This is a genomic window from Nocardioides oceani, assembly GCF_030412965.1.
In the GTDB taxonomy this organism is placed as follows: domain Bacteria; phylum Actinomycetota; class Actinomycetes; order Propionibacteriales; family Nocardioidaceae; genus Nocardioides; species Nocardioides oceani.
The window spans coordinates 290,797-312,447 of sequence record NZ_JAUHJQ010000001.1 but is presented as its reverse complement, the minus strand read 5'-3'; the positions used below and the strand labels follow the sequence as shown (position 1 = coordinate 312,447).

The window sequence follows — 21,651 nt, the reverse complement described above, 5'->3', positions numbered from 1 at the left end:
CGGCATCACGAGCGCTGTCCGGTCAGGCTGAGACCAGCCAGGCGGTGGTGTCGGGCGGGAGCCCGTCGACGACCGGCCCGCTGCCCAGCAGCAGCTCACCCTCGGGCAGCGGAGCCGTCGCGCTGCCGCAGTTGACCACCACCGTCACGGTGCCGCGGCGGAAGACCAGGACGTCGTCGCTGCTCGACACGACCTCGACGGCGTCGCCCGCGGTGGTGGCGAAGGTACGCCGCGCGGCCAGCGCCGAGCGGTAGAACGCCAGCGTCGAGTCGGGGTCGGCGGCCTGCGCCTCCACGCTCAGCGCGGCCCACTCCAGCGGCTGGGGGAGCCACGGCTGCTCGGCACCCGGGCCGAACCCGAACGGCGGGGCGTCGCCGCTCCACGGCACCGGCACCCGGCAGCCGTCGCGGCCGACCTCGCCGGTGCGGAACCAGGACGGGTCCTGGCGGAACTCCGGCTCCACGTCGACCTGCTCCAGGCCCAGCTCCTCGCCCTCGTAGAGGTAGGAGGACCCCGGGAGGGCGAGCATCGCCAGCGTCGCGGCGCGGGCGCGCGCCAGGCCGACCGCACCGCCGCCGTACCGCGTGACGTGCCGGACGACGTCGTGGTTGCTCAGCACCCAGGTCGGCGAGGCGCCCACCGGGGCGACCGCCTCGAGGGTGCCGGTGATGACGTCGGCGAACGCCGTGGCCGACCACGGCGCCAGCAGCCAGGCGAAGTTGAACGACTGCTGCATCTCGTCGGGGCGCACGAACCGCGCCATCGACTCGGGCGTCTGCGTCCACGCCTCGGCCACCATCATCCGGTCGCCGTCGTACGCCTCGAGGACGGCGTGCCAGCGGCGGTACACGTCGTGGACCTCCGGCTGGTCCCACATCGGCTCGTCGCGCAGCGTCCGCTCGACCATCGAGTGCTCCTCGTTGATCGGGGCGCCGCTGCCGAGCTCCTCGCCCTCGCCGACCTCCTGGTCGCGCAGGCCCTCCTCCTTGACCAGGCCGTGCGCGACGTCGACGCGGAAGCCGTCCACGCCGCGGTCGAGCCAGAAGCGCAGGACGTCGACGAACATGTCGCCGACCTCCGGGTTGCGCCAGTCGAAGTCGGGCTGGCTGGAGTCGAAGAGGTGGAGGTACCACTGGCCGTCCGGCAGCTGGGTCCACGCGGGCCCGCCGAAGACCGAGAGCCAGTTGTTCGGCGGCTCGCCGGGCCGGTCGGCGGGGGAGTCGCGGAAGATGTAGCGCGCGCGCTCCGGGCTGCCGGGCTCCGCCGCGAGCGCGGCCTGGAACCACACGTGCTCGTTCGAGCTGTGGTTGGGGACCAGGTCGACGATCACCTTCAGCCCCAGGTCGTGGGCCGTCGCCACCAGGGTGTCGGCGTCGGCCAGGGACCCGAAGCGCGGGTCGACGTCGCAGTAGTCCGCGACGTCGTAGCCGTGGTCGTGCTGCGGCGAGGTGTAGAACGGCGTGATCCACAGGGCGTCGACCCCGAGGTCGCGCAGGTACGGCAGCCGCGAGGTGATGCCGGGCAGGTCGCCGATGCCGTCACCGTCGCTGTCGGCGAAGCTGCGGACGTAGACCTGGTAGGTGACCGCGTGCCGCCACCACTCCGTGCCGGTCGGGGTTGGATCGTTCAAAGCCATGTGTCCATGAAACCAGACCGGCAGGCGAGGATGGCGGGGTGACGACACCGACCGCCCCGACGCTGACCGTGCCCGCCCCGTTCAACGGACCGCCCGGCTCGGGCAACGGCGGCTGGTGCGCCGGCGCGCTCGCGCAGCACGTCGGGGCGGGCGGTGCCGGCCGGGGCCCGGTCGAGGTCCGGCTGCGCAAGCCGCCGCCGCTGGAGGTCGCGATGCCGGTGGGCGAGCAAGACGGCTGGACCGTCGCGACCCTCGGCGGCGAGGTCGTGCTGCAGGCGCGGCCCGGCCGCGCGCCCGAGCCCCTGCCCGCGGTCGACCCGGAGGTCGCGCGGGCCGCCGCAGCGGCGTACGACGGCCTCATCGCCCACCCGTTCGGCCACTGCTTCTCCTGCGGCCCCGAGCGGGCCGAGGGCGACGGGCTGCGGGTCTTCCCCGGTCCGACCGGGCGGCCGGACGTGGTCGCGGCGCCCTGGACGCCGCACGCCGGCCACACCACCGCCGAGGCGACCTGGGCCGCCATCGACTGCGCCGGCGCGTGGGCCGCCGGGATCGGCGAGCGCGCGATGGTGCTGGGCTCGATGACCGCCGAGGTCCACGCCCTCCCCGAGCCCGGCGCCGAGCACGTCGTCGTCGGTGCCGTCCGCTCCCGCGACGGCCGCCGGCACCACACCGCGACCACGCTGCGCACCGCCGGCGGCCGCCTGCTCGCCGCCTCCGAGCAGGTGTGGTTCGAGATCGACCCCGCGAACTTCACCGGCTGAGGCACGTCCCGCCGAAGTGCTGGGCCAAGTCCGTCACCCGTCCGTGTTCCTGCAGGTCGCCGCGCCGGCGCGGGCACTTCGTGCAGCACTTCGGTGGGAGCCGACGTCAGCGGGCCCGCTCCCAGCGGGCCAGCGCCTCGCGCCGCTCGTCGGCGTGGTCGACGACCGGCTCGGGGTAGCCGACGGCGGCGCGCACCTCGCTCGAGGGCTCGTGCGGGTCGGGGACCCGGTCGGGATCGGCGAGCTCGGGGACCCAGCGCCGCACGTAGGACCCGTCGGGGTCGAACTTGCGCCCCTGGCCGGTCGGGTTGAAGACGCGGAAGAACGGCGAGGGGTCGGTGCCCGACCCGGCCACCCACTGCCAGCCGTGGTTGTTCGACGCGAGGTCGCCGTCGGCCAGCCAGTGCAGGAAGTGCCGGGCGCCGTGCTGCCACTCCACGTGCAGGTCCTTGACCAGGAAGCTCGCGGTGATCATCCGGACCCGGTTGTGCATCCAGCCCACCGAGCGCAGCTGCCGCATCCCGGCGTCCACGACCGGGAAGCCGGTCCGGCCCTCCTGCCAGGCGGTGAACAGCTCGCCGGGCTCGTCGTAGGCGAGGTTGGCGTACTGCGTCTTGTAGTACTCCCGCGCGGTCCGCGGCTGGTGCCAGAGCACGTCGGCGTAGAACTCCCGCCACGCCAGCTCCTTGCGGTACGTCGCCGCGCCGGCGCTGCGGCGACCCGCCAGGTCGGCCAGGAGCTGTCGGGGGTGCACCTCGCCGTACTTCAGGTGCACCGACATCCGTGAGGTCCCGTCCGTGCCGGGGACGTTGCGCTCCTCGTCGTAGTCGTCGACCCGGTCCTCGAGGAAGGAGCGCCACCGCTCGAGGGTCGCCTCCTCCCCGGCCTCGGGGAGCTCGAGCCCCGCGGGCAGCCGCGGGCTCGGGAGGTCGACGGTGCCCGCGTCGAGGGCCAGCCAGTCGGCGTGGGCGGGGGCGTCCTGCGGGGCCGGGCGCCCCTGCTGCTCCCAGACCCGGTGGAAGGGAGTGAACACGCGGTAGTGGTCGCCCGAGCCGCTGGTGACCGTCCCGGGCGGCACGGCGTAGGGCGAGCCGGTCCGGACGAGCCCGACGCCCTGGTCGGCCAGCGCCTGCTCGACGGCCGCGTCCCGCTCGCGGCCGTAGGGCCCGAAGTCGGCGGCGACGTGCACCCGCTCGGCGCCGGCCGCGCGGGCGGCGAGCGGCACGCGGCGCACCGGGTCGCCGCGCACGACCTGCAGGCCGGGCGCCCCGAGGTCGCGGAGCGCGGCGTCCAGGGACCGCAGCGAGGCGGCGAGGTAGCCGCGCCGGCTCGGCCCGGCCGGACCCCACAGGTGCGGGTCAAGGACGAACAGCGGGAGCACCGCGCCCTCCGCGCACGCCTCGAGCAGGGCGGGGTTGTCACGCAGGCGCAGGTCGCGCCGGAACCACATCACACTGGACACGGGTCCCCGGTGCCCAGCCGGGTGCCGGTGCACGGCCCATGGGACACAATGACCGGCGTGAGCGACCTGATCGACACCACCGAGATGTACCTCCGGACCATCTACGAGCTGGTCGAGGAAGGGATCGTCCCGCTGCGTGCGCGGATCGCCGAGCGCCTGCACCAGAGCGGACCGACGGTCTCCCAGACCGTGGCGCGCATGGAGCGCGACGGTCTCGTCACCGTCGAGGGCGACCGGCACCTCGAGCTCACCGACGAGGGCCGGCGCCTCGCGGTCCGCGTGATGCGCAAGCACCGGCTCGCGGAGCGGCTGCTCACCGACGTCATCGGCCTGGAGTGGGAGCTGGTCCACGAGGAGGCGTGCCGCTGGGAGCACGTCATGTCCGAGACCGTCGAGCGGCGGCTGCTCGAGCTGCTCGGCCACCCCACCGAGTCGCCGTACGGCAACCCGATCCCCGGGCTCGCCGAGCTCGGCCAGGAGTCGGCGCCCGAGGGCTTCATGGAGGGCGTCGAGCCGCTGTCGAAGGCGGCGGGGTTCGACGAGGGCCGCGTGCTGGTGCGCCGCATCTCCGAGGAGATGCAGAAGGACGAGGTCCTGATGAGCGCCCTGCGTCGGGTCGGCGCACTGCCGGACAAGACCGTCACCGTCGTGGCGACCGAGGAGGGTGTTCTCGTCGGCTCCGGCGGCGAGACCGCCGAGATCGTCCCCGAGGCGGCCAACCACATCTTCGTCCGGCGGCTCTGAGCCCGGCCGGCGATCATCGGCAGCGCCGAGCGCCGGCTGAGGAGATCGCGGTCCGGTCGCTGGAAGCTTTCCTCGCGGTCTGTACCGCCGCCGCCTAATCTTGCCGGTGGCGTCACCGAACCCCCCGCGGTGCCGTTGTGGATGCGCAGGCCCGCCCGGGTCGGCGACCTGGTTGGAGGGGAGACCGCGTTGCACCGCTTGACGTCGTCGGAGCCGGTCCGTGCCGCGGGCCGGGTGCGGGTCGCGCACTCGGCCACCACCTTGGCCTTCGGCCTCGAGCCCGGCGAGGGCGTGGTGCTCGAGGACCTCACCGGCGAGCAGCACCTCGCGGTGGTCGCCGACTTCGAGTTCGAGCTCGAGGACACCGTCTACCTGCTCGAGGTCGGTGGCCGCCTCCCGGCCGAGATGGCCGACCGGCTGGTCACCGGCGCCGCCGAGCCGGCGGGCGAGGAGGGGCTCACCGCGGTGGTCGAGCTCCTGGGACAGCTGCGGCGCCGCGTCGCCCGGCAAGGTCGCTGAGCAGCTCGCTGCACCCCACGTCGAGCTTGTACGTCGCCAGGTCGTCGCCGCGGGTGGCGCCCCGGTTGACCACCACGACCGGCGTGCCGGCCTTGGCCGCGCGGCGCACGAACCGCAGGCCGCTCATCACCGTGAGGCTCGAGCCCGCGACCAGCAGCGTGCCGCCGGTCGCGGCCAGCCCGTCGACGGCGTCGTAGCAGCGCTCGACCCGGTCGGCGGGGACGTTCTCGCCGAAGAACACCACGTGCGGCTTGAGCACCCCGTCGCACTCGTCGCAGCCCGGCACCACGAAGCCGGCGACCGCCTCGGCGTCGTCGAGCTCGACGTCGCCGTCGGGGTTGACTGCGACCGCGGCGTGCCGCTCGGTGAAGCCCGGGTTCGCGGCGGTCATCCGGTCGTGGAGGACCGCGCGGCTCGAGACGGCCCGGCACTCCAGGCAGACGACCTCCGCGATCCGGCCGTGCAGCGCGACGACGCTGCGCTGGCCGGCCCGCTCGTGCAGGCCGTCGACGTTCTGGGTGATGAGCAGCCCGGGGTCGAGGGCGGCCAGCGCCCGGTGGCCGGGGTTCGGCTCGGCGTGCCGCATCCGGCCCCAGCCGAGGTGGCTGCGCGCCCAGTACCGCTGGCGGGCGGCCGGACCGGACACGAACTCCCCGTAGAGCATCGGCGCGCGCGGCGGGCGGCCCGGCCCGCGGTAGTCCGGGATGCCGGAGTCGGTCGAGAGCCCGGCGCCGGTGAGGACGACGAGCGGTCCGTCCGCGAGGAGGTCCAGCGCGGCGGCGTACTCGTCCGGAGCGGTCACCGCGCGTAGCGGAGCGCGGCCCGGGCGCGGGCCTTCTCCGCCTCGACCTCGCGGTCCTTCGGCGGCGCGGTGGTGACCAGGTCGTCGAGGAGGTGCTGGGTGATGTGGGCGATCTCGGCCACCGCGCGGTCGAACGCCGCCTGGTTGGCCTGGGAGGGCTTGGTGGTCCCGCTGACCTTGCGGACGTACTGCAGGGCCGCCGCGCCGACCTCGTCGCCGGTCGCGGGCGGCTCGAAGTTGTTGAGGGGGCGGATGTTCCGGCACATGCCTCCAGCGTACGTTTTCCGCATGGCCAGCGACCGTGCATCCGACCGCCCCCACGACCTCGTCCTGCTCGGCGCGACCGGGTTCACCGGCGGGCTCACCGCCGAGTACCTCGCCGAGCGCGCGCCGACGGGCCTGCGCTGGGCGATCGCCGGGCGCAACGCGGACAAGCTGGCGGGGGTCCGCGACCGGCTGGTGCGCATCGACCCCGCCTTGGCCGACCTCCCGCTGCTGACCGCCGACAGCGCCGACCCGGCCTCGCTGGCCGAGCTCGCCCGCAGCACCCGCGTCGTCGCCACGACCGTCGGGCCCTACCTCACCCACGGCGAGCCGCTGGTCGCCGCCTGCGCCGAGGCGGGCACCGACTACCTCGACCTCACCGGCGAGCCGGAGTTCGTCGACCGGATGTTCACCGCCCACCACGTCACCGCCCAGCGCACCGGGTCGCGGATCGTCCACGCCTGCGGCTTCGACTCCATCCCGCACGACCTCGGCGCGTACTTCACCGTCCAGCAGCTCGCCCCCGTCGACGGCCCGCTCACCCTGCGCGGCGTCGTCCGCGGCGGCGGCACGGTCTCCGGCGGCACCTTCCACTCGGCGATGACGCAGTTCTCCCGCGCCCGGCAGATGCGGTCTGCCTCCTCCGAGCGCCGTGCGCTCGAGAAGCAGCTGGGCCAGCGGCCCCAGGGCCGCTCCTCCCGCGCGACGGCCGGCAAGCCCGGCAAGGACCCTGTCACCGGCTACTGGCTGCTGCCGCTCCCGACGGTCGACCCGTTCATCGTCGCCCGCAGCGGCGACGCGCTCGCGTCGTACGGGCCGGAGTTCCGCTACTCCCACTTCGCCGGCACCAAGACCCTGCGGTACGCCGCCGGGGGCGCCGCCGGCGTGACGGCCCTGACCCTCGCCGCGCAGGTCCCGCCGGTGCGCAACGCGCTCCTCGGCCGGATCAAGCAGGGCGAGGGGCCCGACGAGGCCCGCCGCGCGAAGTCGTGGTTCACCGTCGACCTCGTCGGCGAGACCGGCGGGCGCACCATCCACACGCGGGTCTCCGGCGGCGACCCCGGCTACGGCGAGACCGCCAAGATGCTCGCGGAGTCCGCGATGTGCCTCGCCCTCGACGACAACCCGCCGACCTCCGGCTCGGTCACCACCGCCGCCGCGATGGGCGACCACCTCCTCGCCCGCCTGCAGTCCGCCGGCATGCGCTTCGAGGTCCTCGGCTGATCGCCAGGACTGGTGTCTCGGCCGGAACCGGGTGCCCCAGGCAGGAGTCGAACCTGCGACCTTTCGCTTAGGAGGCGGCTGCTCTATCCGCTGAGCTACTGGGGCGGCGCGACCATCCTGGCAGGAGGCGAGTATGCCCGCGATGTGAGGGTCACCGGGTCGGTTCCTTAACCTTGGGTTTCGGGTCCGCGACGATTTCGGGAGAGGGGGACCGGTGGCGCGACGGGTGCTCGTCCTGATGGCGATCGTGCTGGGCGTGAGCGTGCTCGTGACCGCCGCGCTGGCGTCCCCCATGCGCAAGGACGTCGAGCGCACGCAGGCGACCGCCCCGACGGCCGGCCAGCGCTCCGGGATGAACCCCGACGGCTGGGAGTACGAGCGGCCGCGGCACCTCCCCGCCGCCAAGCGGGCCGGCGACGACCGGCCGAACGTCGTGCTGATCACCACCGACGACCAAGCGCTCACCGACATGCGGTGGATGCCCAAGACCCGCCGGTGGCTGGGCCGCGGCGGCGTGACGTTCCGCAACATGATCTCCCCGCACCCGCTCTGCTGCCCCGCCCGCGCGGAGATCATCACCGGCCAGTACGCCCAGAACAACGGCGTCCACACGAACGCCGGCCCCTACGGCGGCGCGGGCGCCCTCGTCGACCCCGACAACACGCTCGCCGCGTGGCTGCAGGCCTCCGGCTACCTCGTCGGGATGAGCGGGAAGTACCTCAACCAGTACGACGCCACCCAGGGCGTCCCGGACGGCTGGGACTACTGGAACGTCGCCACGACCAACGAGTTCGGCTACCTGCGCTTCCCGATGTACGGCAACGGCGAGCCGGTCTTCCACACGCGGGACTACTCCAGCGACGTCGTCCGCGACGACACGGTCCGGCTCGTGGAGGACTGGTCGGAGACCGACCAGCCGTTCTTCCTCTGGGCCTCCTACTACGCCCCGCACGGGCTCTGCAAGGACGTCGCCGGCTGCGCCAAGCCGCCGCTGCCGGCCCCGCGGCACCGGAAGCTCTACCGCCACGCCGCGGCGCCGTCGGTGGGCAAGCCGTCCTTCGACGAGGACGACGTGCGCGACAAGAGCCACGAGATCCGCAAGCGCGAGAAGGTCGGCCGGCGCTCGGCGACGTACCTCCACCGCCAGCGGATCCGTGCGCTCGCCGCCGTCGACCAGGGCGTCGACCAGACGTTCAAGGCGCTGCGCCGCACCGGCGAGCTGGACGACACCGTCGTGCTGTTCACCTCCGACAACGGCTACCTGCTCGGTGAGCACCGCTACCGCGGCAAGATCCTCCCGTACGAGGAGTCGATCCGGGTGCCGCTCCTGGTCCGCGGCCCGGGCGTGCCGAAGGGCGCCACGCGGGACCAGACCGTCACGACGGTGGACCTGGCGCCGACGGTCCTGGAGCTCGCCGAGGTCGAGCCGGGCCGCGTCCTCGACGGCCGCTCGGTCCTGCCGTTCGTCCGCCACCGCGACCGCCCGCGCCCCGACACCGACATCCTGGTCCAGGCCGGTGGGCGGCCCGACGAGTCGCCGACGCCGTGGTGGTACCGCGGCGTCCGCAACGAGCGGTGGACGTTCGTGCGGTGGAGCGAGACCGGCTTCCTCGAGCTCTACGACAACCGCCGCGACCGCTACCAGCTGCGCAACCTCGCGTACGACGGGCGCCACCGGCCGGTCGTGCGCGAGATGCAGCGCCGGCTGCGGCAGCTGCGGGACTGCGCCGGCGAGGAGTGCCGCGTCGACCTCGGTCCGCCGCCGCGACCCCGCTCCTGATCCTGCCCGGCTGAGAAGTCCCTGAGGGTTTTTGGGGTTCCCCGCGGCCGCCGGTCACAATGGGACGTTCCCGCCGACCGAAGGTGACCCATGCCCGACGAGCAGCCCGAGCAGTCCGAGCAACCGGCGCAGCCGGAGCTCGGCCCGGCGCGCGCCGAGGCACGCCGCAAGCCCGACACCCGCGGCCGCTCGGGCCGTCGCCGGGGTCGCACCCGCCGCCGCCACACGGTCGCCCGGGTCCTCGGCATCACCGTGCTCGTGCTCGCGATGGTCACCGGCCTCTCGGTGGTCTTCCTCTACCGCTCGCTCGACGGCTCGCTGGCCACCGAGGACCTCGGTGAGCAGCTCGGCGACGACCGGCCGACCGCAGTGCCGGTCGAGGGCCCGCAGGACCCGCTCAACATCCTGGTGATGGGCGACGACACCCGCGAGGGCGCCGGCAACGCGATCGACCGCGAGACCGGTGGCGGGTCGGACACGACCATCCTGTTCCACCTCTCCGCGGACCGGGAGAGCGCCTACGGCGTGAGCATCCCGCGCGACACGCTCGTCGACCGCCCCGAGTGCTACACCGAGGACGGCGACACGATCCCGCCCTCGAGCGGGGCGATGTGGAACGCGGCGTACTCCGTGGGCGGGCCGGCCTGCACGATGCGGCAGTTCGAGCAGGTCACCGGGATCAAGCTCGACAACTACGTGGTCGTCGACTTCCAGGGGTTCCAGGACATGGTCGACGCCATCGACGGCGTCGAGGTCTGCATCCCCGAGGACATCGTCGATCCCGACCACGGCATCAACCTCGAGGCCGGCACCCGCGAGATCCAGGGCCGCGAGGCGCTCAACTACGTGCGGGTCCGCGACATCGGCAACGGCTCGGACATCAGCCGGATCAAGCGGCAGCAGGCCTTCATCGCCGCGATGGCCAAGAAGGTCGTCTCGGGCAACGTCCTGGCCCGGCCCGACCGCGTCCTGAACTTCCTCGACGCCGCGATCGGTTCGCTGACTACCGACTTCGAGAACCTCTGGGACCTGAGCAAGGTCGGCTACAGCTTCCAGCACATCGGTCTGGACAACATCAAGTTCGTGACCGCGCCGTTCGAGTACAGCGAGTCCCAGCCGGGCCGCGTCGAGCTGCTGCCGGAGGCCGAGCGCCTCTGGGAGCGGATCAAGAACGACGAGCCGTTGACCCGCCGCCTCCAGGACGGCGTGATCAGCGCGGACGACGTGCCCGGCGTGAACGACGACGACCCCGGCGCCGGCACGTCGGACGGCCCGTCCGCGTCGCCGTCGGGCACGCCGGAGGACGCGGCCCGCGACGAGGAGCTCGCCGCCGTGGGGCTGTGCACGTGAGCGAGGAGCGGCCGCTGACGGAGTGGGAGCGGGCCCGACGCCGGGCCGAGGTCTTCGGCGAGGCGCTGCCCGAGACCACCCGCGACGAGCGCGACGAGACCGACCGCCGGGGCGAGCGTCGCGACGGCGACACCTGGCTGCGCGAGCAGGTGCCGCCGCACCACGGCGGCTGACCCGCGACCGGAGGCCGACCGGAGGCCGGCCGGGGCCGGGGCTCGTTCAGGCCTGCGGCTTCTGGGCGGCCAGCAGGTCGCGGATCTCCTGCAGCAGCTTGATCTCCTCGGGCGTGCCCGGGGGAGCGCTGGGGAAGTAGCGCTCCTTGGCCTTGACGTAGGGCGTCACCACGAAGAAGTAGACGACCGCGGCGAGGATGACGAACGCGACGAGAGCGGTCAGGAACGGCCCGATCAGGACGTCGCCGGGAGCGAACTTGTCGAAGTTCGGCTCCTTGCCGCCGGTGACCTTGGAGATCGCCGACATGAGCATCGAGGTGAACGCGGTGACGACGGCGGTGAACGCGGTGCCGATGATGACGGCGACCGCGAGGTCGACCAGGTTGCCGCGGAGCAGGAAGTTCTTGAAGCCGGTGAGCATGGTGCCTCCGAGGGTCCGAGGGGCGCGAGGGATCGCCCGGCACGCTAGCGGCTCCAGGCGTAGGTGAGGAAGGACCGGGTGGCGGCGTCCGCCAGCACCGTCACCTCGGTGGCCGCGGCGCCGACGACGACCAGGCGCCCGGTCAGGCCGTTGCCCCCGACGGACGGCTCGTCGTCGACCGGCAGGGCCAGGACGGGCACGCCGGCGGCGACCACGACGGCGCCGCCCGAGCCGCCAGGACGGGGGTCGGCCGCGAGCAGGTCGATCTCGTCGCCGACCTCCAGCAGCGCGGCCATGCCCGCGTCGGGCAGCCGGACCGGCACGGCGGTCAGGTCGGGCCGCCCCTCGGTGAGGCGGGGGCCGACGAGCCGGACGTCGGTCACCGGCTCGCCGCTCCGGACCGGTGCGGCCAGCACCCGCCCGACCGGGTCGGGCAGGTCGGCCGGCGCGGACCCGGGCGCCCAGGCCGCGGTGGCCAGGTCGCCGGGCGTGACCACCGCGCCCGCCGGCAGGTCCCGTGCGGCGACGGTGACGGCCACGGTGGCGGGCGGCGGCTCGGCGGTCGCCTGCAGCCCGGCGGCCACCGCGACGGCGGTGAGCACCGCGGCCAGCAGGCGGCGGCGTGCCAGCACGGCGCGGCGTACCGCGCGGGCGGAGCGGGTCAGGCGGTCGGGCAGGCGCATGGCCCGACGGTAGGCAGTTCCGCGGCGCCGTGCGCCGCGCTCTCCACAGGCGGGTGGGTCAGGAGGCGGCGGCGGTGCTCGAGGACGACGAGGAGCCGGACGAGCCGGTGCTGCTCGTGCTGCTCGTGCTGCTGCTCGAGGAGGAGTCGCCCGAGGAACCCGAGGAACCCGAGCCCGAACCCGAGGAGCTGGCGGACCCCGAGGACGAGGCGGCGGTGTCGCTCGAGGAGGAGCTCGACCGGCTGTCGGTGCGGTAGAAGCCGGAGCCCTTGAAGACGACGCCGACCGCGTTGAACAGCTTGCGCAGGCGGCCCGAGCACTCGGGGCACTCGGTGAGCGCGTCGTCGGAGAAGCTCTGGAACTGCTCGAAGGCGTGGCCGCACTCGGTGCAGGCGTACTGGTACGTGGGCAACGTTCACTCCGGGGTCTGGTCGCTCGGGGACGGGAGGCGTTGGCACTCTCGTCGTGCGACTGCCAATTCTACGACACGGCAGAATGACGCACCATGCCCGACCAGCAGACGCAGGCCCCGCGACGCCGACCGCTGGCGGCGGTGCGCGCCTGGCCGCGCTGGGCGCGCGTGTCGACGTACGTCGCGTGCGGGCTCGTCCTCGCCCTGCTCGCCGCGGCGGTGACCGTCGGGGTGCTGGTGCGCCGCCCGCTGCCGCAGACCTCGGGCACCGCCGAGCTGCCCGGCCTCGACGCCGACGTCGAGGTGCTGCGCGACGAGCACGGCGTGCCGCAGGTCTACGCGGACACGCTGGGCGACCTGGTGATGGCGCAGGGCTACGTGCACGCGCAGGAGCGGTTCTTCGAGATGGACGTGCGGCGGCACGCGACCGCGGGCCGGCTCGCAGAGCTGTTCGGCGAGTCCGCGCTCGCCAGCGACAAGGCCGTCCGCACGATGGGGTGGCGGCGGGTCGCCGCGCGGGAGCTCGCGATCGTCTCGCCGCGGACCCGCCAGGTGCTCGAGGCGTACGCCGACGGGGTCAACGCCTACCTGGCGGACCGGTCGCCCTCGCAGCTCGCGGTGGAGTACGCCGTCCTCAACGGCTCGGGCCTGGGCTACCAGCCCGAGGAGTGGTCGCCGGTGGACTCGCTGGCCTGGCTCAAGGCGATGGCGTGGGACCTGCGCGGCAACATGGGCGACGAGGTCGACCGCGCGCTGACGGCCGCCGCGGTCGGGCGCGACCGCGCGGAGCAGCTGTGGCCGGCGTACCCCGTCGACGAGCACGCGCCGATCGTGCGGCAGGGCGCGGTGGTCGACGGCGTCTTCCAGGCCGAGGCGGTGACCGGCGGCACCCGGCTGCCGCAGCGGCCGGGGTGGTCGGCGGGACAGGGCTGGTCCGGTGCCCTGCGCAGCGTCCGCGACGCGCTGGACGCGGTCCCGTCCTGGCTGGGCCGGGGCGACGGCATCGGCTCGAACAGCTGGGTCGTCGACGGCGAGCACTCCGAGACCGGTGAGCCGCTGCTCGCCAACGACCCGCACCTCGGCGCGTCGATGCCCGGGGTGTGGATGCAGATGGGGCTCCACTGCCGCACGGTCTCCGAGGCGTGCCCGCTCGAGGTCGCCGGCTTCACCTTCTCCGGCGTGCCCGGCGTGGTCATCGGCCACAACGCCGACGTCGCGTGGGGCTTCACCAACCTCGGCCCCGACGTCACCGACCTCTACCTCGAGCGGGTGGTCGGCGACGGCTACCGGTACGACGGGGAGGTGCTGCCGCTGCGCCGGCGCACCGAGACGATCGAGGTGCGCGGGCAGGACCCGGTGACCATCGAGGTGCGCTCGACGCGGCACGGCCCGCTGCTCTCGGAGGTCGACGAGGACCTGGCGGCCGTCGGCGGCGAGCAGGCCGTCGCCCTGGCCTGGACGGCGCTGCAGCCGAGCGCGACCGCGGACGCGATCCTGGCCATGAACGCCGCCACCGACTGGGACTCCTTCCGCGAGGCGGCCTCCTCCTTCGCCGTGCCCGCGCAGAACCTCGTCTACGCCGACCGCGCCGGCCACATCGGCTACCAGGCGCCCGGGGTCGTGCCGGTCCGCAAGTCCGGCAACGACGGGCGGTGGCCGGCCGAGGGCTGGCGGCCCGAGGACGACTGGACCGGGGAGAGCGTGCCCTTCGACGGGCTGCCGAGCGTGCTCGACCCCGACGAGGGGTTCGTCGTGACCGCCAACCAGGCGGTGGTCGGGCCGGACTACCCCTACGCGCTGACCCGTGACTGGGACCGCGGCTACCGCTCCCAGCGGATCCGCGACCTGCTCGAGGAGGAGCTCGACGAGGACGGCGGCCTGTCGGTCCAGGAGATGCTCGACGTGCAGCTCGACGACCTCAACCCGATGGCCCGCACGCTGGTGCCCCACCTCCTCGACATCGACCTCCCGCACGGCTACCGCTCCGACGGCCAGCGGCTGCTGGAGGGCTGGGACGGCTCGCAGCCCGCGGACAGTGCGGCCGCGGCGTACTACAACGTCGTGTGGCGCACCCTCCTCGAGCGCACCTTCCACGACGAGCTGCCCGAGGAGGTCCGGCCCGACGGCGGGCAGCGGTGGTTCGCGGTGGTCGCCGACCTGCTCGACGCGCCGGACGACCCCTGGTGGGACGACGTGAGCACCGAGGTGGTCGAGCGCCGCGACGACGTCCTGCGCCAGGCGCTGCTCGACGCCCGCGACGAGCTCACCCGCCTGCAGTCGCTGCACCCCGAGGACTGGTCGTGGGGCGGGCTGCACGCCCTCGAGCTGCGCTCGCCGACGCTGGGGGAGTCCGGCATCGGTCCGGTCGAGGCGCTGGTCAACCGCGGCGACTGGGAGCTCGGCGGCGGCTCGTCGGTCGTGGACGCGACCGCCTGGGACGCGGCCGAGGGGTACGCCGTCACGTCGGCGCCCTCGATGCGGATGGTCGTGTCGCTGGCCGACCTCGACGCGTCGCGCTGGATCAACCTGACCGGCGTCTCCGGCCACCCGGCCAGCGGTCACTACACCGACCAGACCGACCTGTGGGCGCGCGGCGAGACGATCGCGTGGCCGTTCTCCTCCGCTGCCGTCGAGGAGGCCGCGGAGGAGACGCTCAGGCTGGTGCCGGCCGGAAGCGGGTGATCCCCGCGGGGGTCGCCGCGGCGAGCACCGGCCGGTCGTGCGGCTCGGCCGGCACGTCGCGGCCGACCTCGTCCTCGAAGAGCAGCACGCACGTCCAGGTGCCGACCGGCACCCGGGCGAGCGCCCGGTCGTAGGACCCGCCGCCGCGGCCCAGCCGCAGCCCCGCGCCGGAGACGGCGAGGCCCGGGACGAGCACCGCGTCGGCGCTCGCCACCGCGTCCACGCCGAGGGAGTCCTCCGGCTCGAGCAGGCCGAGCCGGGCCGGGGCCAGGGCCGCCGAGCCGCGCCACGTGCCCCAGTCGAGGTCCCCGTCGGGGAGCAGCCGCGGCAGCACGACGCGCGTGCCGGTCGCCGCGAGGGCGTCCAGGAGGTGGGACGTACCGGGTTCCCCACCGATCGAGACGTACGCCGCGACGGTGGCCGCGCGGCGTACCTCGGGGGCCGCGAGGAGGTGCTCGGCGGTGGCGCGCGAGGCCTCCCCGAGCTCGACCAGCGGGCGTCGGCGCCGGGCCGCGAGGACCTGGTCGCGCAGGGCCGTCTTGGCGGGCAGTTGCGGGTCGCTCACCCCCCGAGCCTACGATCGAGCGCATGGGTAGTGCTGGCCTGAAGAAGGCACGCGAGAAGATGCTCGCCGCGGGGGTGGACGAGGTCGCGATCGAGACCTTCGCCCACTACTACCGCCTCCTCGAGCACGGTGAGACCGGGATGATCCCGGAGTCGACGATCGACCCGGTCGACATGGAGTCGCTCGCCGACGTGGAGGTGCCCGACGAGGTCGGCGCCGAGGCGCTGCGCACGACCGCCGTGATCAAGCTCAACGGCGGCCTCGGCACGTCGATGGGCATGGACCGCGCGAAGTCGCTGCTGTGCGTGCGGCGCGGGCTGTCCTTCCTCGACATCATCGCCCGGCAGGTGCTGCACCTGCGCAAGCAGCACGGCGCGACGCTGCCGCTGATCTTCATGAACAGCTTCCGCACCTCCGCGGACACCATGGCCGCCCTGGCGCGCTACGAGGACCTCGCGGTCGAGGGGCTGCCGCTGGAGTTCCTGCAGAACAAGGAGCCCAAGCTCCTCCTCTCCGACCTCTCGCCGGTGGCGTGGCCGCGCGACCCCGACCTCGAGTGGTGCCCGCCGGGCCACGGCGACCTCTACACCGCGCTGCGCGGCACGGGGCTGCTCGACCGGCTCGTCGAGGCCGGCTACGAGCGGGTCTTCGTCTCCAACTCCGACAACCTCGGCGCCGTCCCCGACCCGGTGGTCGCCGGCTGGTTCGCCCGCTCGGGTGCACCCTTCGCGATCGAGGCCGTGCGGCGGACCCCCTCGGACCGGAAGGGCGGGCACTTCGCCCGCCGGAAGTCCGACGGCCGGATCGTGCTGCGCGAGACCGCCCAGACGCTGGACGAGGACAAGGCGGCGCTCGCCGACCTCGACCGCCACCGGTTCTGCTCGACCAACAACCTGTGGTTCGACCTGCGCGCGATGAAGGAGGCGCTCGACGTCCGCGAGGGCATCCTCGGGCTGCCGATGATCCGCAACGTCAAGAACGTCGACCCCGGCGACAAGAGCTCCCCGGAGGTCGTGCAGGTCGAGACGGCGATGGGCGCGGCGATCGAGGTCTTCGAGGGCTCCACGCTCATCGAGGTCGGCCGGGACCGGTTCGTGCCGGTGAAGACGACCAACGACCTGCTGGTGCTGCGCTCGGACGTCTACGACATCGGCCAGGACTTCGTGCTCGACCAGGTCGCCTCCGGCATCCCGTTCGTCGACCTCGACCCCGAGCACTACAAGCTGGTCGGCGAGTTCGACAAGCGCTTCCCCGAGGGCGCGCCGTCGATGCGCGAGGCGTCCTCGCTGCGGGTCAACGGCGACTGGACGTTCTGCAAGGGCGTCTCGGTCGTCGGCGACGTCGAGCTCGACGGTGCCTCGAACGGCCGCGTCGACGCCGGCACCGTGCTGGGCGACCCCGCCGCGTCCTCGGATGGCTGACCCGGACCCGCGCTCGGTCGAGCAGCACCTCGAGCAGGTGCTCGCGGCGATCGAGCCGCTCTCCGCACACCCGCAGCCGCTCATGGAGGCGCTCGGCCTCGCCGCGGCCGAGGACGTCGTCGCCGGCGTCCAGCTGCCGGGCTTCGACAACTCCGCGATGGACGGGTACGCCGTCCGGCGGGCCGACGTGGCGACCGCGACCGCGGAGTCGCCGGTCCACCTGCCGGTCGTGGGGGAGATCGGCGCCGGGCAGTCCACCGGCCTGCTGGCGCTCGCCCCCGGGACGGCGGCGAAGATCATGACCGGCGCTCCGGTGCCCTCCGGGGCGGACTGCGTGGTGCCCTACGAGTGGACCGACCGCGGCGTCGCCCAGGTGCGCGTCGAGCGCGCCCCCGAGGTCGGCCAGCACGTCCGGCTGGCCGGTGAGGACGTCGCGGTGGGCGACCTGCTCGTCGAGGCCGGCACCGTGCTCGGCCCGCGGCACCTCGGCCTCCTGGCCTCGGTCGGCCGCTCGACGGTCGTCTCCCGGCCGCGCCCGCGCGTGGTGGTGCTCTCCACCGGCTCCGAGCTCCGCGATCCCGGCCAGCCGCTGGGGACCGACTCGATCTACGACGGCAACTCCTTCCTGCTCGCCGCATCGGCGCGCCGTGCCGGCGCCATCGCCTACCGGGTCGGGATCGTCCCGGACGAGCCGCGCGCGTTCCTCGACGCGCTCGAGGACCAGCTGGTGCGCGCCGACGTGGTGGTCACCTCCGGCGGCGTCTCGCAGGGCGACTTCGACGTGGTCAAGGAGGCGCTGCGACCGCACGGCGTGTGGTTCGGGCCGGTGGCGATGCAGCCGGGCAAGCCGCAGGGCTTCGGGTTCGTGGGGGAGGACCGGGTGCCGATCTTCACGCTGCCGGGCAACCCCGTCTCCTCCTACATCTCCTTCGAGACCTTCGTCCTGCCCGCCCTGCGCAAGCTGATGGGCCTGCGCCCCCACGCCCGCCCGCAGGTCCGCGCCCGGCTCACCCACGCGGTGACGTCGCCCGCGGGCAAGCGGCAGTTCCTGCGCGGCGAGCTCGACGGCTCCGGGAGCGTCCTGCAGGTCGCGCCGGTCGGCGGGCCCGGCTCGCACCTGATCGGCGACCTGGCCGCCTCGGACTGCCTCATCGTCGTGCCCGAGGACGTCACCGCCCTGGCCGCCGGCGACCCCGTGTCCGTCGTGCGGCTCGACGAGGAGTTCTGATGACCGTGCCCGAGCAGCCCCGCCTCACCCACGTCGACGAGGCCGGCGCCGCCCGGATGGTCGACGTGTCCGCCAAGGACGTCACCGCCCGCACCGCCACCGCCTCGGGCCGGGTGCTCGTCTCGCCCGCCGTCGTCGGGCTGCTCCGCGGTGCGGGCGTGCCCAAGGGCGACACCCTCGCCGTGGCCCGGCTGGCCGGGATCATGGGCGCCAAGCAGACCTCCACGCTCATCCCGCTGTGCCACCCGCTGGCGCTGTCCGGCGTCGTCGTGGACCTCGCGGTCGCCGACGACGCGGTCGACATCACCGCGACCGTGCGCACCACCGACCGCACCGGCGTCGAGATGGAGGCGCTCACCGCGGTCTCGGTCGCCGCGCTCACGGTCGTCGACATGGTCAAGGCCGTCGACAAGGCCGCGGTGATCACCGACATCCGCGTCGAGACCAAGACCGGCGGCAAGTCCGGCGACTGGGCCCGCCCGTGAGCACCCCCGCCGCCGGGTTGCCCGCGGCGGTCGTCGTGGCGTCCAACCGCGCGGCCGCCGGGGTGTACGACGACACGACCGGCCCGCTCATCGTCTCCTGGCTGGCAGAGCTCGGCTTCGTGGTCGACGAGCCCGCCGTCGTACCGGACGGCGAGCCGGTGGGCGAGGCGGTCCGCGCCGCGGTCGAAGCCGGCGCCCGGGTCGTGCTCACCACCGGCGGCACCGGCCTGACGCCCACCGACCGGACCCCCGACGTCACCCGCCCGCTGCTCGACCGCGAGGTGCCCGGCATCGCCGAGGCGATCCGCGCCCACGGCGTGGCGAAGGGCGTCCCCACCGCGTCGCTCTCGCGTGGCCTGGCCGGGGTCGTGGGTACCTGCCTGGTCGTGAACCTCCCCGGCTCCCGCGGCGGCGTCAAGGACGGCCTCGCCGTGCTCGAGCCGCTGCTCCTCCACGCCGTCGAGCAGGTCGTCGGCAGCGACCACGGGCGGGGCGCCGGAGGCGGCGGGAGCGAGGCGTGACCCGCGCTTGGCCGGCGCGACTGACCTCCCGGGACGTGACCCTGCGGCCGCTGTCGTACGCCGACGCCGGGCCGTGGCGCGCCGCCCGCAGCCGCAACGCCGCCTGGCTCGGCCCCTGGGACGCGACCGTCCCGCCCGGCGGCGACGCCCGCCCGACGTCGTACCGCGCCCTCGTCCGGCGGCTGCACCAGCAGGCCCGCCGCGGCACGACGTACCCCTTCGCCGTCGAGGTCGACGACCGCTTCGCCGGCCAGGTGACGGTCAACAACGTCGTCCGCGGGTCGGCGCTGTTCGCCTCGATCGGCTACTGGCTCGACCGGGACCTCGCCGGTCGCGGGGTGATGCCGCGGGCGGTCGCGCTGGCCGTGGACCACTGCTTCACCGCGGTCGGGCTGCACCGCATCGAGATCGCGATCCGCCCGGAGAACTCGAACTCGTTGCGGGTCGTCGAGAAGCTCGGCATCCGCGAGTACGGCTACGCCCCGCGCTACCTCCACATCGACGGCGCCTGGCGCGACCACCGGCTCTACGCCGTCACCGCCGAGGAGTGCCCCGGCGGGCTGCTCGCCCGGCTCGACGGCGGGGTCGGCCCGGAGCTGTAACGCGACGTTCGCTGCTGTGTCGGCACGCTGCAACGTGCCGACGGAGCAGCGAACAGCGCGTTACATGCGCTGCCCGCGACCCACCGGTCACTCCAGTCACACGAGCAATTTGCGACACACCTCTTGACATCCGCCCCAGTCCCGGCCCGCGTCCCTACGCTCGGGCCCGTGGACCTGAGCGCACTCATCTTCGTCGCCCTGGCGGTGGCCTGGGCCGTCTACCTGATCCCGAAAGCGCTCAAGCACCACGACGACGTGCAGCGCAGCCGGTCGGTCGACCGCTTCTCCGACACCATGCGCGTGCTGGCACGGCGCGAGCCGGTCGACAGCCGCGGGGCCCGGCTGGTGGTGACGCCGGGCCGCCCGGCGAGCGCCGCGGTCGTGGTCACCAAGCCGTCGGTGCGCGTGCCCGCAGGGGCGCCGAGCGTACGTCGCGCGGCCGCCGCCCAGGCCGCCCGCCGGCGTCGCCGGGTGCTCGGTGGCGTGCTGGTGCTCAACGCGGTCGTCGTGGCCCTCGCCGCCACGTCGGTCGTCTCCTGGTGGTCGGTCCTGGCCCCCGTCGCCGTCCTCGTCGCGTGGCTCGTCGCCTGCCGGCTCATGGTCCGCCAGGAGCGGGGGATCGGTCGCGCCGAGCGGCCGGCGCGGGTCCCGGTCGCCGACGAGCCGGCGGAGCAGCCCGAGCCGGCCGAGGCCGCCGAGGCCGCCGAGGCCCCCGAGGCCCCCGCGGAGCCGGTCGCAGCCCAGCCGCTCGACGACGACACCCAGGGCTTCGACGCCGTCCGCGTGGAGGACCAGCCCCGCGTGGTCGAGGCCGACGTCGACCCGTCGCTGTGGGAGCCGGTGCCGGTCACCCTGCCGACGTACGTCACCAAGCCGGCCGCCCCGCGGCGCACCGTCCGCACGATCGACCTCGACGCCACCGGCGTGTGGACCTCGGGCCGCACCGACGCCGACGCCGCCCTGGCGCGCGAGGCCGACCAGGCCGCCCGCGCGGCGAAGAAGTCCGCCGGTCCCAGCGAGGACCACCGGGCCGTCGGGTCCTGATTCGGTGCCCGCCGAGGCGGGTGCTAACGTCTTCCCTCGCGTCCCGGGTGACAACGCCCAGGGGTCGCACTGGGGCTGTGGCGCAGTTGGTAGCGCGTCTCGTTCGCAATGAGAAGGTCAGGGGTTCGAATCCCCTCAGCTCCACCACCACGATCCGCTCCTCACCGGCCACGGTGGGGAGCGTTTCTGCTTGACTCCCGACGTGACTGCGACGCCGCCGGCCGGTTGGTACCCCGACCACCACACGCCCGGCCTGCGCCGCTACTGGGACGGCACCGCCTGGACCGAGCACACGGCGCCGGTGCCGGCCCCGCCCGCGTACCCGGCCCATCCCACCCAGCTGCCGGCGCAGCCCGTCGTGCCGGCGATCAGCCGTGTCGCGAAGGTGCTGATCGGCGTCGGGGCGGCGGCGCTGGTGCTGCTGTCGGTGGCTGCGTTCGTGCTCGGCGTCCGCACGGCCGGCGGCTTCAGCGCCGACCGGGCCGGCGCGCTGTCCGGCCTGGACGCCGCGGAGGCCTGCGAGACGACGGTGGCCGAGGCGGTGCGGATCAGCGAGGAGCAGGCGCCGCCGGTGCAGCTGGAGGACGTGCGTGACCTGAGCGTGGTCGAGGACCGCCGCGAGACCTACACCGAGCCCACCGGCGACGGCGAGGCCACCGTGCTCACCTGCCGGGGGACCGGCGCCTGGTCCGACGGCGACACGACCACCGAGGTCGAGGTCGGCGTCACCGTCGACGCGGAGGGGACCTACTTCGTCTTCTACGAGGCCGTCGGCCCCGCAGGCCCCCTCGGCTGACCCGCGCCCGACCCCGGCCGGCGGCGGTGATCTGCACACAAACTCCACACGTCGTCCCCGGCTCGCACCGGTCCGC

The 21,651-nt window shown here is 74.3% G+C and carries 23 protein-coding genes and 2 tRNA genes; 16 read left to right on the top strand and 9 right to left on the bottom strand.

Features of this window, described 5'->3' with window-relative positions:
- Positions 1 to 22: 22 nt before the first annotated feature.
- Positions 23 to 1,636 carry a glycoside hydrolase family 13 protein gene (locus tag QWY28_RS01565; protein ID WP_300950545.1) on the bottom strand — a complete coding sequence of 538 codons (1,614 nt, stop codon included), beginning with the start codon at positions 1,634 to 1,636 and terminating at the stop codon, positions 23 to 25.
- 38 nt (positions 1,637 to 1,674) lie between these two features.
- Here QWY28_RS01565 and QWY28_RS01560 point away from each other — a divergent pair, with 38 nt between their 5' ends.
- Positions 1,675 to 2,397, top strand: coding sequence for a hypothetical protein (locus QWY28_RS01560; RefSeq protein ID WP_300950544.1), 723 nt, complete (start codon positions 1,675 to 1,677; stop codon positions 2,395 to 2,397).
- Between the two features lie 106 nt (positions 2,398 to 2,503).
- On the opposite strand, the gene QWY28_RS01555 is transcribed toward QWY28_RS01560, so the two are convergent.
- Positions 2,504 to 3,859, bottom strand: coding sequence for a cryptochrome/photolyase family protein (locus tag QWY28_RS01555; protein ID WP_300950543.1), 1,356 nt, complete (start codon positions 3,857 to 3,859; stop codon positions 2,504 to 2,506).
- A gap of 57 nt (positions 3,860 to 3,916) precedes the next feature.
- Between QWY28_RS01555 and QWY28_RS01550 the strand changes: the two genes are divergently transcribed.
- Positions 3,917 to 4,603, top strand: a complete 687-nt coding sequence (locus QWY28_RS01550) for an iron-dependent transcriptional repressor DtxR (RefSeq protein WP_300950542.1) — start codon at positions 3,917 to 3,919, stop codon at positions 4,601 to 4,603.
- Positions 4,604 to 4,792: 189 nt separating this feature from the next.
- Complete coding sequence (locus QWY28_RS01545; protein WP_300950541.1) at positions 4,793 to 5,122, top strand: hypothetical protein; 330 nt, start codon at positions 4,793 to 4,795, stop codon at positions 5,120 to 5,122.
- Here the strand turns inward: QWY28_RS01545 and QWY28_RS01540 are convergent.
- The gene (locus QWY28_RS01540; protein ID WP_300950540.1) at positions 5,061 to 5,924 is read right to left on the bottom strand and encodes a Sir2 family NAD-dependent protein deacetylase; all 864 of its coding nucleotides are present in this window, start codon (positions 5,922 to 5,924) and stop codon (positions 5,061 to 5,063) included. The two genes, QWY28_RS01545 and QWY28_RS01540, sit on opposite strands and share 62 nt — an antisense overlap.
- A complete protein-coding gene (locus QWY28_RS01535; RefSeq protein ID WP_300950539.1) occupies positions 5,921 to 6,190 on the bottom strand; it encodes a DUF2277 domain-containing protein in 270 nt (89 codons plus the stop codon). The genes QWY28_RS01540 and QWY28_RS01535 overlap by 4 nt, the downstream gene beginning before the upstream one ends.
- Positions 6,191 to 6,212: 22 nt before the next feature.
- Between QWY28_RS01535 and QWY28_RS01530 the strand changes: the two genes are divergently transcribed.
- Positions 6,213 to 7,412, top strand: coding sequence for a saccharopine dehydrogenase family protein (locus QWY28_RS01530; RefSeq protein WP_300950538.1), 1,200 nt, complete (start codon positions 6,213 to 6,215; stop codon positions 7,410 to 7,412).
- A gap of 32 nt (positions 7,413 to 7,444) precedes the next feature.
- Here the strand turns inward: QWY28_RS01530 and QWY28_RS01525 are convergent.
- Positions 7,445 to 7,517 (bottom strand) — tRNA-Arg (locus QWY28_RS01525).
- Positions 7,518 to 7,626: 109 nt separating this feature from the next.
- Here QWY28_RS01525 and QWY28_RS01520 point away from each other — a divergent pair.
- From QWY28_RS01520 to QWY28_RS01510, 3 genes are all read left to right on the top strand, one after another.
- Positions 7,627 to 9,192, top strand: coding sequence for a sulfatase family protein (locus QWY28_RS01520; RefSeq protein WP_300950537.1), 1,566 nt, complete (start codon positions 7,627 to 7,629; stop codon positions 9,190 to 9,192).
- 90 nt (positions 9,193 to 9,282) lie between these two features.
- The gene (locus QWY28_RS01515) at positions 9,283 to 10,542 is read left to right on the top strand and encodes an LCP family protein (RefSeq protein ID WP_300950536.1); all 1,260 of its coding nucleotides are present in this window, start codon (positions 9,283 to 9,285) and stop codon (positions 10,540 to 10,542) included.
- Entirely contained in the window at positions 10,539 to 10,715 is a 177-nt protein-coding gene (locus tag QWY28_RS01510; RefSeq protein WP_300950535.1) for a hypothetical protein, read from the top strand. The genes QWY28_RS01515 and QWY28_RS01510 overlap by 4 nt, the downstream gene beginning before the upstream one ends.
- Positions 10,716 to 10,761: 46 nt before the next feature.
- Here QWY28_RS01510 and mscL read toward each other — a convergent pair whose 3' ends face one another.
- Genes mscL through QWY28_RS01495 form a run of 3 tightly spaced genes read right to left on the bottom strand, consistent with a single transcriptional unit; the run spans position 10,762 to position 12,231 of the window.
- Complete coding sequence (gene mscL / locus QWY28_RS01505) at positions 10,762 to 11,136, bottom strand: large conductance mechanosensitive channel protein MscL (protein WP_300950534.1); 375 nt, start codon at positions 11,134 to 11,136, stop codon at positions 10,762 to 10,764.
- 44 nt (positions 11,137 to 11,180) lie between these two features.
- On the bottom strand, positions 11,181 to 11,819 hold the full coding sequence (locus tag QWY28_RS01500; RefSeq protein WP_300950533.1) for an SAF domain-containing protein: 639 nt from the start codon (positions 11,817 to 11,819) through the stop codon (positions 11,181 to 11,183).
- 58 nt (positions 11,820 to 11,877) lie between these two features.
- The gene (locus tag QWY28_RS01495; protein WP_300950531.1) at positions 11,878 to 12,231 is read right to left on the bottom strand and encodes an FmdB family zinc ribbon protein; all 354 of its coding nucleotides are present in this window, start codon (positions 12,229 to 12,231) and stop codon (positions 11,878 to 11,880) included.
- Between the two features lie 93 nt (positions 12,232 to 12,324).
- Here QWY28_RS01495 and QWY28_RS01490 point away from each other — a divergent pair, with 93 nt between their 5' ends.
- Positions 12,325 to 14,913: a penicillin acylase family protein gene (locus QWY28_RS01490; RefSeq protein ID WP_300950530.1), complete on the top strand. Its 2,589-nt coding sequence runs from the start codon at positions 12,325 to 12,327 to the stop codon at positions 14,911 to 14,913.
- On the opposite strand, the gene QWY28_RS01485 is transcribed toward QWY28_RS01490, so the two are convergent.
- The gene (locus QWY28_RS01485) at positions 14,885 to 15,478 is read right to left on the bottom strand and encodes a 5-formyltetrahydrofolate cyclo-ligase (protein ID WP_300950529.1); all 594 of its coding nucleotides are present in this window, start codon (positions 15,476 to 15,478) and stop codon (positions 14,885 to 14,887) included. The genes QWY28_RS01490 and QWY28_RS01485 overlap by 29 nt on opposite strands.
- 23 nt (positions 15,479 to 15,501) lie before the next feature.
- On the opposite strand from QWY28_RS01485, the gene QWY28_RS01480 reads away from it, so the two are divergent.
- The 8 genes from QWY28_RS01480 (at position 15,502) to QWY28_RS01445 (ending at position 21,575) form a co-directional block, all read left to right on the top strand.
- Positions 15,502 to 16,899, top strand: a complete 1,398-nt coding sequence (locus tag QWY28_RS01480) for a UTP--glucose-1-phosphate uridylyltransferase (RefSeq protein ID WP_300950528.1) — start codon at positions 15,502 to 15,504, stop codon at positions 16,897 to 16,899.
- Positions 16,892 to 18,127: a molybdotransferase-like divisome protein Glp gene (gene glp / locus QWY28_RS01475; RefSeq protein WP_300950527.1), complete on the top strand. Its 1,236-nt coding sequence runs from the start codon at positions 16,892 to 16,894 to the stop codon at positions 18,125 to 18,127. Before QWY28_RS01480 ends, glp begins: the two co-directional genes overlap by 8 nt.
- Positions 18,127 to 18,612, top strand: coding sequence for a cyclic pyranopterin monophosphate synthase MoaC (moaC, locus tag QWY28_RS01470; RefSeq protein ID WP_300950526.1), 486 nt, complete (start codon positions 18,127 to 18,129; stop codon positions 18,610 to 18,612). The genes glp and moaC overlap by 1 nt, the downstream gene beginning before the upstream one ends.
- Positions 18,609 to 19,133, top strand: coding sequence for a MogA/MoaB family molybdenum cofactor biosynthesis protein (locus tag QWY28_RS01465; protein ID WP_300950525.1), 525 nt, complete (start codon positions 18,609 to 18,611; stop codon positions 19,131 to 19,133). Before moaC ends, QWY28_RS01465 begins: the two co-directional genes overlap by 4 nt.
- Complete coding sequence (locus QWY28_RS01460; RefSeq protein ID WP_300950524.1) at positions 19,130 to 19,735, top strand: GNAT family N-acetyltransferase; 606 nt, start codon at positions 19,130 to 19,132, stop codon at positions 19,733 to 19,735. Before QWY28_RS01465 ends, QWY28_RS01460 begins: the two co-directional genes overlap by 4 nt.
- A 168-nt stretch (positions 19,736 to 19,903) precedes the next feature.
- Positions 19,904 to 20,779 carry a divisome protein SepX/GlpR gene (gene sepX / locus QWY28_RS01455; protein ID WP_300950523.1) on the top strand — a complete coding sequence of 292 codons (876 nt, stop codon included), beginning with the start codon at positions 19,904 to 19,906 and terminating at the stop codon, positions 20,777 to 20,779.
- 71 nt (positions 20,780 to 20,850) lie between these two features.
- Positions 20,851 to 20,926, top strand: a tRNA-Ala gene (locus QWY28_RS01450).
- Between the two features lie 55 nt (positions 20,927 to 20,981).
- Positions 20,982 to 21,575, top strand: a complete 594-nt coding sequence (locus QWY28_RS01445) for a DUF2510 domain-containing protein (RefSeq protein ID WP_300950522.1) — start codon at positions 20,982 to 20,984, stop codon at positions 21,573 to 21,575.
- Positions 21,576 to 21,651 lie beyond the last annotated feature (76 nt).